Source organism: Pseudochryseolinea flava, from assembly GCF_003286915.1.
Classification (GTDB): Bacteria; Bacteroidota; Bacteroidia; order Cytophagales; family Cyclobacteriaceae; genus Ohtaekwangia; species Ohtaekwangia flava.
In genome coordinates this window covers 540,121-554,233 of the sequence record NZ_QMFY01000001.1, presented here as the reverse complement: position 1 = coordinate 554,233, position 14,113 = coordinate 540,121, and the positions used below count along the sequence as shown (strand labels likewise).

General features: G+C 43.7%; 14 protein-coding genes. 6 read left to right on the top strand and 8 right to left on the bottom strand.

Annotated features, from left to right (window positions below; translation table 11 throughout):
- Nucleotides 1-16: 16 nt before the first annotated feature.
- The 4 genes from DQQ10_RS02535 to DQQ10_RS02520 all read right to left on the bottom strand — a co-directional run bounded on the left by DQQ10_RS02535 (nucleotide 17) and on the right by DQQ10_RS02520 (nucleotide 3,152).
- The gene (locus tag DQQ10_RS02535; RefSeq protein WP_112745212.1) at nucleotides 17-1,153 is read right to left on the bottom strand and encodes a methionine aminotransferase; all 1,137 of its coding nucleotides are present in this window, start codon (nucleotides 1,151-1,153) and stop codon (nucleotides 17-19) included.
- A gap of 181 nt (nucleotides 1,154-1,334) precedes the next feature.
- Nucleotides 1,335-1,889: a peptide deformylase gene (gene def / locus DQQ10_RS02530; protein ID WP_112745211.1), complete on the bottom strand. Its 555-nt coding sequence runs from the start codon at nucleotides 1,887-1,889 to the stop codon at nucleotides 1,335-1,337.
- An 85-nt stretch (nucleotides 1,890-1,974) separates the two neighbouring features.
- Complete coding sequence (ruvX, locus tag DQQ10_RS02525; RefSeq protein ID WP_112745210.1) at nucleotides 1,975-2,388, bottom strand: Holliday junction resolvase RuvX; 414 nt, start codon at nucleotides 2,386-2,388, stop codon at nucleotides 1,975-1,977.
- Between the two features lie 8 nt (nucleotides 2,389-2,396).
- The gene (locus tag DQQ10_RS02520) at nucleotides 2,397-3,152 is read right to left on the bottom strand and encodes an iron-sulfur cluster repair di-iron protein (protein WP_112745741.1); all 756 of its coding nucleotides are present in this window, start codon (nucleotides 3,150-3,152) and stop codon (nucleotides 2,397-2,399) included.
- Nucleotides 3,153-3,384: 232 nt separating this feature from the next.
- On the opposite strand from DQQ10_RS02520, the gene DQQ10_RS02515 reads away from it, so the two are divergent.
- Nucleotides 3,385-4,998 carry a S41 family peptidase gene (locus DQQ10_RS02515; protein WP_112745209.1) on the top strand — a complete coding sequence of 538 codons (1,614 nt, stop codon included), beginning with the start codon at nucleotides 3,385-3,387 and terminating at the stop codon, nucleotides 4,996-4,998.
- A gap of 99 nt (nucleotides 4,999-5,097) precedes the next feature.
- A complete protein-coding gene (locus DQQ10_RS02510; protein WP_112745208.1) occupies nucleotides 5,098-6,132 on the top strand; it encodes a DUF6807 domain-containing protein in 1,035 nt (344 codons plus the stop codon).
- Here DQQ10_RS02510 and DQQ10_RS02505 read toward each other — a convergent pair whose 3' ends face one another.
- Complete coding sequence (locus DQQ10_RS02505) at nucleotides 6,133-8,973, bottom strand: S8 family serine peptidase (RefSeq protein ID WP_112745207.1); 2,841 nt, start codon at nucleotides 8,971-8,973, stop codon at nucleotides 6,133-6,135.
- A 201-nt stretch (nucleotides 8,974-9,174) separates the two neighbouring features.
- Nucleotides 9,175-10,533 (bottom strand): dipeptidase, encoded by a 1,359-nt coding sequence (locus DQQ10_RS02500; RefSeq protein WP_317047914.1) that lies wholly within the window; start codon nucleotides 10,531-10,533, stop codon nucleotides 9,175-9,177.
- A 35-nt stretch (nucleotides 10,534-10,568) separates the two neighbouring features.
- On the opposite strand from DQQ10_RS02500, the gene DQQ10_RS02495 reads away from it, so the two are divergent.
- The 4 genes from DQQ10_RS02495 to DQQ10_RS02480 all read left to right on the top strand — a co-directional run bounded on the left by DQQ10_RS02495 (nucleotide 10,569) and on the right by DQQ10_RS02480 (nucleotide 13,173).
- Entirely contained in the window at nucleotides 10,569-10,811 is a 243-nt protein-coding gene (locus DQQ10_RS02495; protein WP_112745206.1) for a cytochrome b5 domain-containing protein, read from the top strand.
- A 136-nt stretch (nucleotides 10,812-10,947) separates the two neighbouring features.
- The gene (locus DQQ10_RS02490) at nucleotides 10,948-11,799 is read left to right on the top strand and encodes a BadF/BadG/BcrA/BcrD ATPase family protein (protein WP_112745739.1); all 852 of its coding nucleotides are present in this window, start codon (nucleotides 10,948-10,950) and stop codon (nucleotides 11,797-11,799) included.
- Nucleotides 11,799-12,614: an N-acetylmuramic acid 6-phosphate etherase gene (gene murQ / locus DQQ10_RS02485; RefSeq protein ID WP_112745205.1), complete on the top strand. Its 816-nt coding sequence runs from the start codon at nucleotides 11,799-11,801 to the stop codon at nucleotides 12,612-12,614. Before DQQ10_RS02490 ends, murQ begins: the two co-directional genes overlap by 1 nt.
- Nucleotides 12,601-13,173, top strand: a complete 573-nt coding sequence (locus DQQ10_RS02480) for a hypothetical protein (protein WP_112745204.1) — start codon at nucleotides 12,601-12,603, stop codon at nucleotides 13,171-13,173. The genes murQ and DQQ10_RS02480 overlap by 14 nt, the downstream gene beginning before the upstream one ends.
- On the opposite strand, the gene DQQ10_RS02475 is transcribed toward DQQ10_RS02480, so the two are convergent.
- Nucleotides 13,155-13,781 (bottom strand): SprT-like domain-containing protein, encoded by a 627-nt coding sequence (locus DQQ10_RS02475; protein WP_112745203.1) that lies wholly within the window; start codon nucleotides 13,779-13,781, stop codon nucleotides 13,155-13,157. The two genes, DQQ10_RS02480 and DQQ10_RS02475, sit on opposite strands and share 19 nt — an antisense overlap.
- 77 nt (nucleotides 13,782-13,858) lie before the next feature.
- Entirely contained in the window at nucleotides 13,859-14,056 is a 198-nt protein-coding gene (locus DQQ10_RS02470) for a hypothetical protein (RefSeq protein ID WP_112745202.1), read from the bottom strand.
- Nucleotides 14,057-14,113: the final 57 nt, after the last annotated feature.

Here is a 14,113-nt window from a genome sequence, read left to right as displayed (position 1 = left end):
TTAGATTTATTAATGACTAGAATTTTGAAAGGATCTCACAGGCGCGGGCGAGGGTTTCTTCTTTTTTCGCAAAACAGAACCGTAAGATCTGGTGGTCCGATTTGTCCTGATAGAAAACAGAGATCGGAATTGAGGCGACTTTAAACTCCTTTGTGAGATACTCAGCCATGGCTACATCACCTTTCGCGGATACGTTTTTATAAGAGAGCAATTGAAAATACGATCCACGACAAGCCAATGGTTCAAATGATGAGCCTTTGATACCATTTAAAAAGTAGTCGCGCTTTTGCTGGTAGAATTGCCCGAGTGATTCATAGTGCTGTGGTGTCTTTAGATACTCGGCCAGTGCACATTGAACGGGTGTGTTCACACTAAACACAATAAACTGATGTGTTTTTCTTATTTCTCGAGTGATCTTTTCAGAAGCAACAACATACCCGGCTTTCCATCCGGTTGCGTGAAAAGTCTTGCCGAATGAAAAAACCGCGATACTATGGTTTGCTAGTCCAGGGAAGCGCAGTACACTTTGATGGCGTTCTCCATCGTAGATCAAACGCTCGTACACTTCGTCGCTAAGCACGTAGAGATTATGTTCGAGCACGATGCGTTCTAACATCACGAGGTCGTTGTGCGATAAGACGACGCCACAAGGATTATGCGGCGTGTTGATCATGATGAGTTTGGTGCGCGGTGAGATCTTCCGCTTTACTTCATCCCAATCGATAGTGTAATCTGGATATCGTAAGTTAATATGTACAGGAACGCCACCGTTTAATCTTATTGCGGGATTGTAAGAGTCGTAGGCCGGGTCGAATACGATAACTTCGTCGCCAGCACCAACGACGGCAGAGATTGCGGCAAATAGACCCTCCGTTGCACCCGCCGTAATGGTGATGTTCGTTTCAGCATCAGCAGCGAAGCCGAAAGTTTTTTTCAGTACTTCGGCAATGCTGTTTCGTAGCGCGGGAACACCCGACATGGGCGCATACTGGTTGTTGCCATCTTTCATGAAACGGTACACCTGATCGATGATCGCGTCGTCAATCGCGAAATCAGGAAACCCCTGTGATAGGTTGATGGCGTGATGGTCAAGCGCCATCTTCGACATAACCGCGAATATCGATGTACCGACTTCAGGAAGGCGAGAATGCATTCGTTAATCGTTATACGTTAATGGTAAATTAAAATTAGAATGTTGCAATATTTTAAAACGAACGATTAACGATTAACGATTAACGATTAACGATTAACGATTAACGATTAACGATTAACGATTAACGATTAACGATTAACGATTAACGATTAACGATTAACGATTAACGATTAACGATTAACTATTTCTTCAACGGAGCAATAATCCGATAGTCAGTATCTACTTTCCCTTTGGAGATGTCAGCGAGTTTGCCTTTCAGCAATCGTTTCTTCAAACCGGGTAGATAATCAACGAACAGTTTTCCTTCGATGTGATCGTATTCGTGCTGTATGATGCGTGCTTTAAGTCCATCAAATTCTTCTTCGCGAGGATTCCATTGCTCATCGAAGTAGCGAATTTTGAGTTTTGCTTTCCGCGCCACTTTCTCGCGAATGTTTGGAATGCTTAAACAACCTTCTTCATATTCCCAAGCTTCACCACTTTCTTCAACGATCAATGGATTGATGAAAGCTTTCTTAAAATCTGCCAAGGTGGGCTCATCTTCCAACACAGTTCCGTCCACAATAAACAATCTGATGGCTTTACCAATCTGGGGTGCTGCTAGTCCAATGCCGCTCGCGCCATGCATTGTTTCATACATGTCTTCGATCAGCTGTTTGAGGTCTGTACCTTGCTCAATGTCTTTCGCGCGCTGACGGAGAACGGGGTCTCCGTACATTACTATAGGATAAATCATGTGGCAAAGTTATGAAAAAGTGTTCAAGTGTTGAGACGTTCGCCGGTTCAAGTTGATTACGTTTTTTATGGCATCAACTGATTTTTTAGCCGAGGCTTTTCATAAAGTCCTGGAGAATGATCGTAGCACTGATTTTGTCAACGTTACCTTTTACTTGGCGATCTTTCTTTTTCATACCGCCGGTAATCATGGCTTGCTGTGCTATGCGGCTGGTGAAGCGTTCATCGGCGAGGTGAACCAGTTTGGTTGGAAATGTTTTCTTGAGCTCTTCTACAAAGCGTCTTACCAATGGTGCGATTTCTGAGTCTTCGTTAAGGAGCGTTTTGGGCATGCCGACCACAAACTCATCGACCGTTTCTTGTGTGGTATATTTTTTCAGGAAATCGATCAAGTCTTTGGAATCTACCGTGTCGAGTGGGGTTGCAATAATTCGCAAGGCATCGGTCACAGCAATACCGGTTCTTTTTTTTCCGTAATCAACAGCAAGAATTCTTCCCATGAACGCGATTAGTTGTACTTCGCTGTGTCGAACAACATTTGTTTCACTTTGCTTTCGAGTGCCATCGCTTTTGGAAAGAGAATTTCATTCTCAATACGCGCATGGGTAATGAGACTCTTTTCAAAAGCTTTCAGCTCATTGAAAAGTACACGAATGTGGAGGGGCGTTTTTACCGTAACAGCATAATCGCTTGTGATCTTTCGAATTCCTTCCATTTCATCGTCATGAACTTCATGCCCCATGGCGAATTTTTGAATGGAATTATTTTCGAGCAAATGATACAATCGGGTAGGAACAAATTTTCCTTTTGACGCACGTTCCATGGCTTGTATAAAATGGAATAGCGTGTCTTCTTCTTCGTAGATGTGCTCTATAAAATCTTCTACAAACAAAGGGAAGACGAGTTTAAGATCGCGCTCTACATTTTTATAATCGTCGTGGTTCGCATGAAAGTTTTCAACAAGCCGCGCAATGTACGGTAGCTTATGTTTGATGAAGAGGAAGTGCGAATGCTTCAGGTACTCAATGATTAAGTCAGTAGGGTAGGATGCCAACGGCAAATCGGCCTCTCGCAGGTGGGTAGGCGCTTCTAATTCTCTAATTACTTGTTCGACGCGAAGGCCCTGCTGTTTGCAAACCTGTTCAAGGGTGAGTTCTGAATATTCGTAAAAGCGGATGCCGAAATAGAAAAGAACGTAGGCATGAACATAATTTTGTTCCACCAGTTCCGATATCAGCTTGTCTTTGAGTGCGCTTTTCCCCATGATTCTTGTAAATATAACGCAATTTCCGAGCATACTCAGATACCAGCGTGAGGTTAAAAACCGGAAAATTTGGCGGCTAGACCGCGATTTTTGGTGACAGGCACGTCACCGTTGATTTTTTTAAGGGCGACGGCCATAATCCACAGATAACGGGTCTGGAATTAGACACTTTCAGGGGTAAACATTTATTTTCGCTGTTCGTTTTTACTGTTTTTACAATAGGTATCGACCCATGAGTCAGAATTCGAAGAATCAAATTATTATTCCGCTTGTATTGTGCCTTGGTTTAGCGGCGGGCGTTTTTGTGGGAGCCACTTTCGGTTCGAAAAAGAGTACGAAAGCCGTTGGCGATGACGTTCAAAAATTCCGTGAGGTGCTCATGCAAATTCAAGATGAGTATGTCGATACCGTCAATACCGGCACCTTGGTCGACGACGCGATCCAACACATGCTTAACAAACTTGACCCCCACTCTTCTTTTATTCCTGCAGTGGACAAGCAAGCAGCGAATGAAGACTTGCGCGGTAACTTCGATGGCATTGGCGTAGAGTTCAATATATTTAATGACACAGTGGTCGTAGTGACTGCCCTCAGCGGTGGACCATCCGAAGCGCTCGGAATTCAATCGGGCGATAAAATTGTAAAAGTAGATGGAAAAAGTCTGGCTGGCGTTGGCGTTACATCACCCGACGTAATGAAAGCGCTAAAAGGTCCCAAGGGAACTGAGGTGAAGGTTCTTATCCTCCGTGGCAAAAAGCAGATTGACTACACAATCATCCGCGACAAAATTCCACAGTATTCTGTTGATGTTTCATACATGGTTACACCTGATATTGGCTACATTAAAGTGAACCGTTTTGCCGCAACTACATATGATGAGTTTCATACAGCGTTGAGCAGTTTGAAGGAAAAGGGTATGAAAAAGCTGGTACTTGATCTTCAGGGTAATCCCGGAGGTTATATGAATATTGCCATTAGCATGGCAGACGATTTCTTGCCTGCGGGTCAGAAAATTGTTTTCACACACGGTAAAGAGAAGCGGTACGACAGCGATGCACTTGCAACAGCGACAGGCGATTTTGAAAAAGGTGATCTGATCGTACTCATTAACGAAGGCAGTGCATCGGCATCTGAAATTTTATCGGGAGCGCTTCAAGACAACGACCGCGCACTTATTGTTGGAAGAAGAAGTTTTGGGAAAGGATTGGTGCAGTCGCCATTCGAACTAAGCGATGGATCGGAGCTCAGACTTACCATCAGCCGTTACTATACACCAAGTGGTCGTTCCATTCAAAAACCTTATGAAGATATCGATGAGTATGGTCAGGATATTATTAGCCGTTATAATCATGGAGAATTTTTTCATGCGGATAGCATCAAGTTCAATGACACGTTGAAGTTCATTACCATGAATGGAAGAACGGTGTACGGCGGCGGCGGAATTATGCCCGACTATTTCGTTCCACTCGATACATCACTGAATAGTCATTACTTAAATGAACTTTACACCTCGAGTTCTATACAAGAATATACCTTCAGCTACGCAGAAGTGCACAAGGAACGACTAACGAAAGAAAATTTCAGTGAGTTCTTGAAAAAGTTCGTCGTAACGGATGCGATGATTCAAGAGTTGGTGAAAGTAGGGCAACGCAACAATGTTAAACCCGATCAAAAGGAGTTACGCTTGAAGAAGAAACTTTTCCAGATTCATGTAAAAGCACAAATTGCAAGAAAGCTTTGGGGCAACGAAGGCTTCTACCCGGTACTCAATGAGACCAACGAAATTTTCCTGCAGTCTATTAAGATGTTTGATCGTATTCCGGAACTTAGTAAATCAAAGATGTAAAGGTATAGGTCGGCGCTTCGAATGATATGAAGGTACAGGATGGAATGAAGAAGCTAATCCTTGATCGGCAGTTATCACGTGTAAACACAATTCGAATTTATGGCCAGGACGTTCAGCTACATTCTATTTTTCGTTGTACTCTCGACATCAACGCTTTTAGCACAGGTTAAAAACCCTGGTTTCCATTTTAATGATTTCATAGCGGAGAAACGTATCGATATTCTTTACAACGATACGTTACTGACGTCATATATGTACGGCGATTCATTGATGAAGCCTGTTCTGTTTCCAATCAAAACGCGAACATCAACAACGGTCACGCGCGGCTTTCCAATTCATCCGCGAGAAGGAGAACGTGTAGATCATCCACACCACATCGGTTTGTGGTTCAATTATGAATACGTGAATGGTCTTGATTTCTGGAACAACTCGACGGCGATTCCCTATAAAGATCGTGCAAAGTACGGCAGCATTATACACGATGGTATTGTAAGGACGCTTCCTGGTGACGACAAGGGTGAATTAGAAGTAACGGCTCGTTGGGTCGATCATAGCGGAAAAATTTTATTGCGCGAGAACACGGTTTATCGTTTTAGGATTCTTGATCGAAATTTTGTTATTGATCGGGTAACAACGTTGAACGCTTTGGATGAGGACGTGTTTTTTAAAGATGTAAAAGATGGTCTTTTAGGAATTCGTGTAGCGCGTGAATTGGAGCATCCTTCAGATGAAGCAACTGTTTACGTTGACCACCATGGCAATGCAACTACGGTTGCGGCTATCAGTAAAAAAGATGTGACAGGAGAGTATACAAGTAGCGAGGGGTTGAAAGGTAATGACGTGTGGGGTACACGAGGTCGTTGGGTTCAATTGTCGGGATTGATTAATGGTAAGCGTATTTCGGTTATAATCTTTGATCATCCCAAGAATCCAGGATACCCAACATATTGGCATGCTCGCGGCTATGGATTGTTTGCTGCAAATCCTTTTGGGCAAGAGATTTTTTCGAAGGGCAAAGAAAAATTAAACTTCAAACTTGAAAAGAAGACCTCTGTTACGTTTCGGTACCGCGTTGTTGTTCGCGAAGGAATGCAACTTACTACACGAGATTTTGAGACGCTTGAATCATTTTGATTATTTGCTAATCACTACTTTTCTAACAGCGATTTTGTTTCCTGTTTTCACCTTCACCAAGTATATCCCTTCAACGTAATGCGCGGTTGGAATAGTGGTTGCATATGAACCGTTTACGAGCGCGGCTTGCTCTTTCAGTAGTTGTTGTCCCTTCGCGTCTATCAATTCGATCTCAATGCCGATGGACGTCGTACCTTCCATTTCAATCGTGATAGCTTGATTTCTGGTTGGATTCGGATACACAAGCAAATTGTTGGATAATGGACTTTCAACATCCGTGACGGTCGTGATCGATTCGTACAATGTGTCGGCATGTTTAGCAGATGCAATAAGATCATCTAAATTTTTTGCAGCATGAATCGCGAATGCGACTGTAATTTGTTTTCCTGCTGGAATATTATGAGGGCCGGAGGAAACCACGTGACTGACATCATTGCCTCCATTTGCTGTTCCAGCCTGAAGGCGGTTGGAGGCAATGGAAGTAAATTTTTCGCCTTCTGAAAAACCATCGTAAATGCCGAATGGCGCACCTGCTACGTTTTGATCGTTATCGATAGCGTAATATTTCGCGTTACCAGAGAGAAGTTGAACGCCAGCATGGGGTAAAGTTGTTGACTGCTTGGGATACACGTAGCCCAGGTTACTATCTTCATTCCAACCTGCTGCATCTTTAGCACCATTATTATCGATATCCCAGTCTGCAAAAATGCCAAAATGAAAATTACTTACCGGCGCATTAGTGGTATTTGTGATCGTATATTCTAGCATCACAAATTTGTCAAGAGGCTCCTCACTCCATACCAACGATCGATAATTGATTTTTAATTTCTGTTGACTTTCATCGGTAGAATTAGAAAAATCACCAAATACCTCCGCAGATGATCGTTCTCCAGGCGTGATTTTTTGAATGAGATTCAATGCCTTAAAATCCGTATCAAATCCACCAGAACCATTCCTTACATTATTCAGCAATGTTGAAGACGAACTTCCAGCAATCAATCCCATCTCATATAGTAACGATTGATCATCAAAGATAAATCCGTTGCCTCCGTTAGAACTACTGGGGTCGCTAAAGCCGATTCTACCATTCGACGAGATTGACGTGGTGACGAGATTTTCTTCAATGGTTCTGAATGATGGGTTTGGAACAAAATCAAAAAATTGATAGTCGACGTAATCACCATCTTCATATGTGATGAGGAGGGAGATTTGTTCATCAACAGGTACATTACTGTCAATGGTTAATTCAAAAGGATTCTCGCTGTTGTTTACTGTCACGCCACTCGCAATGGCGCCTGGACTTACTGTTGCTTTTGAGATTGAGACATGCGGCGATGTTGTTTCAATTTTGATGGTGAGCGCAGCTGATGATGCGCTTAAGAAATTGGTGAAATCAAAGGAAACCAAAGCTTTCTCACCAGGTGCTGGTACGTTGCCGAGTTCATTTACCATACTTGAATTCATGGCACGTATAGCGGGAGATTCTTTCGTAAGGGCAGCCATAATGTCCAGCCTACCTTTTCCCAGTCCATGTGCATAATCTGCGTTTGCCGGAACGTCATAAAAACTTTTATCTGCTGTGACCCGAAGGAGTTCTCCAACCTGTAACGCCGTAAGGTCCGGGTAATGTTCCATCACCAGGGCAGCAGCGCCGGCAACTATTGGCGCAGAAAAAGAAGTCCCGTCAAACTCGATGTAAGAGTCGTCGTATCCAGTGCTAACAATATAAACACCGGGTGCGCTGATATCTACTGTGCTACCATAATTTGAAAAAGGCGCTTTCTCTTCAGACCCATTGGTAGCAGCAACGGACAATACGTAATCATAAGCGGCGGGATACAACGGTGCCGAAACACCATCGTTGCCAGCAGCAGCGATCACTAGACAGTTATATTCCAACGTTACATAGGTGATGATGTCTTGCCTCACTTGGCTTCGGAATGAACTTCCCCATGAGCAATTGATGATCCGCGCGCCGTTTTGAGCAGCATACAACACTCCCTCGTATGTATCGGAACTATAGTTAATTGAATTCGCGGGCTGGTTATCGCTGAAATGTTTTGTGAACATCAGTTTGCTGTGATAGCCCACACCAGAGATACCAATGTTGTTATTCGTAGAAGCACCGGCACAACCGCCAACCGCCGTGCCATGCATAAACCCTCCACCACTTTTAAAAATTCCAGGATTGTTGTCGTTATCAGAGAAGTCCCATCCACGGTAATCATCGATGTACCCATTGTTGTCATCATCGACACCGTTTACAGGATCGTCATTGATGAAAATTTTATCGACGAGGTCGGGATGATTGATGTCAACGCCGGAATCTATAATTGCAATGATAATGTCTTCGCTGCCCTCACTGATGTCCCAAGCATCATATGCTCGAATTGTTTGAAGATAATATTGATCGGTATGGTGGATGTCATTCGGCGTGCCGATAAGTTTTTCGCGAAACACAGGTTCGGCGTATTCGATATTGCCTGTTTCATAAAGTTGATTGATAAAGGCTTCGACTGAAATGTTCTCATCGAAGTCGATAGCAAAATATTGAGCAATATTAATCGGCGACTTTGGCGTGCGTAATCTTGCCGAAGATTGAGCAATAGAAGGAACAAGCGGTCTGATTTTGCTCGTTCTCATAACCGATTGCATTCTTCCGTTAGCACCGCCCGTGAAAGAGCCGATAGCTTTAGATTTGACCTTCACCAACACTTTGCCCGGCACGTAATCGTCAACCGTGAGACCATGTGGCAGGGTAAAATGTTTTTTTCCTGGCTGCGCTTGCATGTGAACGCTAGCCATCACAATCAGCAGGAGGGTGGTTCCTAAGAATTTCATGGTGTAAGATAAAGCTTTGCAGGGGTCCAGGCCATATTTTTAAAAAAGCCTAGACTAACACGGTTTCTTTGCCGATGAATATGGCATCCACCAACGCTGTAACCGTCGAACCGTCAATTAGGCAAGGGTATTTTTTGACCCTAAAAATTTTATGATTTAGCACATCCTGAATGCCAGACTGTCCGTCTTTCATTGTGAGCGCTACTTGGCTCCGGCAATGCTAATCACCTGATTCCACACACGAAATACATTTTTGTAGCAGATTTTTTCAATGTCTTCAACAGAATAGCCGCGTTTGAGGAGCGCAAAAATGAGATTGGGATAATGGGATACATCTTTCAATCCCAGGGGTAAACTATCGCCCACGCCGTCAAAATCAGAGCCTAGCCCGACGTGGTCAACGCCTGCAATTTTTACAACATGATCAATATGATCAGCAACACGCTCTACGTCACTAAAAAGAGCTTTATGCTCCAATCCAAATTTCGCGATAATTGGTTTTGCAGCCTCATCTTTCGAGGTAAGCTGGTGCGCTTGAAGCACGCGTTCTAAAGAATCTCTAAGAGCATCATGTGTACGCGCTACAGAGTCAATAAAGTTAGCGCCGAAATTAATTTGAATAACGCCACCATTCTTGGCAAGCGCGCGCAACATATCATCAGACATATTTCGCTCGAACCCAGGTGTGAAGTGCCTGCAAGAGGAGTGCGAGGCAATGCAAGGCGCTTTTGTTAAACGCATCACATCATAAAATGCACTATCGGAAATATGCGACACGTCGACCATGATGCCAACAGCATTCATTTCTGCAACAACCTTTTCCCCAAAGGGACTGAGTCCCTTCCAGGTGTGAAGCGAATCATAAGACGAATCACTAATTTGGTTGTCTTTGCTATGGGTTAACGTGACGTAGCGTATGCCGCGGTCATAAAAGTAACGCACGTTGTTGATGTCATTTCCAATAGGAGAACCATTCTCCATTCCCATCGGTAGTGAAATCTTTCCTGATTTTGTGTTTGCTTCGATATCTGATGGCGAATTTGCTAGCGCGAATTTGCTTGGATGTTCTGCCGCGATGCGTTGGACCATCGTGATAAGACTATCGGCATATACTTTTCCTTTGTCGGGTGTAGCGTTATATGACGAAGCGATGTAGATCGACATAAATGGCGCGTCGAGTCCGCCTTGTTTTGCCCGAACATAATCGAAGTCACCGTCTTTACTCTCGAGTGGTATAGCCAAAAATTCCTTTTCAAGTCTGAAATTTTTCATGCGGAGCCGGTAAGGTAGATCCACATGTCCATCGACGATGATCGTTGTTTGCGCGAGGGAGTCTGCTATCGTTTGCAGCCTTTCATTGGAGAGTGCACTGTAATCAATCTCTTTCTTGGTGCACGACCCTAACAATACCAAAATCGAAAACGTAAGGATCAAAGTAGAACGTTGCTTCATAAGCGTATGCGACTGAATAATGGTTAATGCCGAAAAGTTATGCAAATTTGCTGCGCATCCAAGTCTGTTATCTGACGACGGTGTTTGTGTGTGTTTGAGTGGATGCACATGGTATATGTTCTTAAAAATAACTGAGAAGTCAATTGAGCGATTTATTACCCACGTATACAAAAAGTCAGCTCGCGTTACGCAATGGACAAGACAAGCCGGAAATATGGGTGGCATTTCAAGGGTCAATTTATGACGTAACGCGATCGCGGTTATGGCGAGAAGGCAAGCATTACGAACATTGGGCAGGACAAGACTTAACCGATGAGTTGAAGGATGCGCCACACAACGCAAACGTTTTTGATAAATTTCAAGTAATCGGTCGACTAAAAAATTAAAAGGATTAAAAATTTCGTCCACACACGGACACACTTTCGCTTGGTGCTTTTTGTTATGCATAGACTGTTTTAGTTTTGTAGTGACATAAATTGTGTGACGTTCTCAAGTACGATGATTACACCAGCCACTGAAAAAATGATTCTTATAGCTGACAGCGGAGGCTCCAAGACAGATTGGAGACTCATCCAAAATGATGGAACAATAGGTCAAGCAAGTGCTCCCGGGTTCAATCCATATTATCAACCAATCGATGATCTCAAAAGGAACGTGCAGGAGATTCTCTTGCCGAAGATTAAAGATCAGGATAGCGTTGACAAGATTTTCTTCTATGGCGCAGGTGTGTCGTCAGTTAAGAATCAATTAACCATCAAGAGCGCGTTCTTGGAGTTTTTTCCAGAGGCACAGATCGAGATTGGTTGGGATTTACTTGCTGCTGCGCGTGCCTTGTGTGGTCACGAGCCGGGCATTGCTTGCATCATGGGGACGGGCTCCAATTCTTGCCTGTATGATGGTGGTAAAATCGTTGATAACGTTGCAAACTTAGGTTGGATCTTGGCCGATGAAGGATCTGGCGCCAATATCGGTCGCGCATTTTTGGTTGATTACCTCCGCGGTAAAATGCCAGCCAAAATCGCACAGGCATTCAAGGAAAGATTCCCGCTTACACGTGAGGAGTTCCTGGAAAAAATTTATCAGCAAGAAAGGCCAAGCGCGTTCTTGGCTAGCTTTACAAAATTTATTTTTCAGCACCTCGACGACCAGTATTGCTACAAACTCATCTACAACAGCTTTGCTGAGTTTTATGAGAACAACGTTATGCAGTATGAGAACTATAAAAATCTCAAAGTTCATTTCACGGGATCAATTGCATTTTACTTCAGCGACATTTTGCGCCAGGTAGCAAATGATAAAGGCATCACGGTTAAAAATATTCTCGAAGGTCCAATTGCTGGACTTACTTTATATCACCAGAAGGAAATCAACTAGTGACATCTACCGAATCATCTTCGCATTACCAGAATCTGGAGCACATGAGTGTTTCAGATTTGTTGAAGAATATCAATCGCGAAGACCAAACTGTTCCGCAAGCCATCAATAAAGTCCTGCCTCAGATCGAAGCATTGGTAAATGTCATCGTCGAGAAAATGGCTGGTGGAGGACGACTTTTTTACATCGGCGCAGGTACGAGTGGACGTCTTGGTGTTGTTGATGCTTCTGAGATTCCGCCAACCTATGGTATGCCGCAGGGCAAGGTTGTAGGCATTATCGCAGGCGGTGATCAAGCAATCCGAAAAGCGGTTGAGTACGCTGAAGACAACGAGACACAAGCGTGGAAAGATCTTGAAGAACATCTCATTAATCAACAGGATGTGTTGATCGGTATCGCCGCGTCTGGCCGTACACCGTATGTCATTGGAGGATTAAAAGACGCTCGAAAAAATGGCGTCGCTACGGGCTGTATTGTCTGTAATGCTGGGTCGGCAGTAGCGAAGGAAGCTGACCATCCTATTGAAGTTGTCGTAGGCCCAGAGTTTGTTACGGGCAGTACGCGTATGAAAGCCGGGACTGCGCAGAAGCTTGTGCTCAATATGATCTCGACAACGGTGATGATAAAACTTGGCCGTGTGAAAGGAAATAAAATGGTTGACATGCAGTTGACCAACAATAAGCTGGTAGACCGCGGTGTCCGCATGATTATGGACGAACTCAGGATTGATGAGGCCGAGGCACAACAATTGTTGAAACAATATGGCTCGGTAAGAAAAGCGATTGAAGGCCGGCAAGGGCATGCATCAAATTGAACCATACTACAATTGGCTGAAATACTATAATCCCGCAGAAGACGATCGATCTCCTTTTTTCGGGAAACAATATAATTTCGATGTATACTCTGAAACCATCTATGGTTATTACATCGACCCTGCGTGGGATAATATCGGGTCAGAAACACTCTTCATTAAAATTCTCTATACAGACTATCAACAAGGCTTCACCATCATTGAATTCATTGGTGAGTGGAACGATGCCATCAACAACGACATTATGACGCTCAAGCGGAACATTATCGAAGCAATGATGGCTGAAGGTATTTTCAAATTCATATTGATTGGTGAAAACATCATGAACTTCCATGGATCTGACGATAGCTACTATGAGGAGTGGTTTGAAGAGGTTGAGGACGAAGGCGGTTGGATTGCAGCGATTTCGTTCCCAGATTTTGTGTTTGCCGAGATGAGCCGATTTAGACTAGACCACTACATTCTTTCTGGTGGCACATTGTCGATTGATAACTGGCGAACTTTTCAACCCACCATTCTATTCGATAAGGTTGACGGACTCGTTCAAAGAAGACTCAATTGAATGTTGCTTACGAGTGCATCGACAGGTACAAGGTAGTCACGCTTCGATTTCATCTCACGACACAGCACACGTGTGCGCCGAAGTTTTCCTTTCATAAAGTATCGTCCTTGGAAGTTAAAGATGCTTCCCTCGGGAAGTGTTCCTAATACAACGTATTGGCTAGCGTTTTTATCGAATGCACGCATCACCTGGGTGAGTTTAGGATCGGAAAAAGAACTCGCCATTGGATTGATCATATGACGGCGCAGCTCATGTAAGATTTCCTCAGGAAAAACAGTTTCCCAAAGCATGGGAATCATCAAATCGGTAAAAGTGGTTCGCCATTCGACACCGTGTGGGTCTACGCGATTGCCATGTTTGAGGTACACATGAAGATGCGCAACTTCATGAACATAGGTCAGTAAGAACTGATACGGATTAAGATCGTTGTTCAGTGTTATACGCGGATGGCGGCGAGATCCGCGGCTTGTAAAATCGCCTACTTTCGTTTGCCGACTTTTAGAAACCTTGAGTTCAAACGGAGTAGCTTTCCATAGACCGGCGCAGTACTCAACAGCGGTGGCTGGAACATGCGTTTGCAAAATGAGTGTTACCTTCTCAAGCGTCATAGCTACCTATAAAAAATAAAAAAAGGCTTTAGTAACTAAAGCCTTCCCGGGAAAACAATCCTTACGGATTGATTTGATTAGTGTGCAGCTGGAGCAGCAGTTGTGTCTGCAGATGTTGCAGTTGAGTCAACTGTAGTATCAGCAGCAGCTGGAGCTGGAGCTGGAGTTTCAGTTGCTACAGAATCAGTTGCAGCAGCTTCTTCTTTCTTCGCGCCACAAGCAACGAATGCAAAAGCGAAACCACATACTGCGATAGATGCGATAAGTTTTTTCATAGTTTACAGGTTTTAAAAAATTCACCGCAAATATAAGGGGAATAATCCACTCTGGAT

Excerpts from the sequence above, each read along its gene's own strand:
- DQQ10_RS02510 (WP_112745208.1), top strand. The coding sequence starts at position 5,098 with ATGGCCAGGACGTTCAGCTACATTCTATTTTTCGTTGTACTCTCGACA.
- DQQ10_RS02475 (WP_112745203.1), bottom strand. The coding sequence starts at position 13,781 with ATGACGCTTGAGAAGGTAACACTCATTTTGCAAACGCATGTTCCAGCC.
- def (WP_112745211.1), bottom strand. The coding sequence starts at position 1,889 with ATGATTTATCCTATAGTAATGTACGGAGACCCCGTTCTCCGTCAGCGC.
- DQQ10_RS02520 (WP_112745741.1), bottom strand. The coding sequence starts at position 3,152 with ATGGGGAAAAGCGCACTCAAAGACAAGCTGATATCGGAACTGGTGGAA.
- DQQ10_RS02470 (WP_112745202.1), bottom strand. The coding sequence starts at position 14,056 with ATGAAAAAACTTATCGCATCTATCGCAGTATGTGGTTTCGCTTTTGCA.
- ruvX (WP_112745210.1), bottom strand. The coding sequence starts at position 2,388 with ATGGGAAGAATTCTTGCTGTTGATTACGGAAAAAAAAGAACCGGTATT.
- DQQ10_RS02535 (WP_112745212.1), bottom strand. The coding sequence starts at position 1,153 with ATGCATTCTCGCCTTCCTGAAGTCGGTACATCGATATTCGCGGTTATG.
- DQQ10_RS02515 (WP_112745209.1), top strand. The coding sequence starts at position 3,385 with ATGAGTCAGAATTCGAAGAATCAAATTATTATTCCGCTTGTATTGTGC.
- DQQ10_RS02480 (WP_112745204.1), top strand. The coding sequence starts at position 12,601 with ATGCATCAAATTGAACCATACTACAATTGGCTGAAATACTATAATCCC.
- DQQ10_RS02505 (WP_112745207.1), bottom strand. The coding sequence starts at position 8,973 with ATGAAATTCTTAGGAACCACCCTCCTGCTGATTGTGATGGCTAGCGTT.
- DQQ10_RS02490 (WP_112745739.1), top strand. The coding sequence starts at position 10,948 with ATGATTCTTATAGCTGACAGCGGAGGCTCCAAGACAGATTGGAGACTC.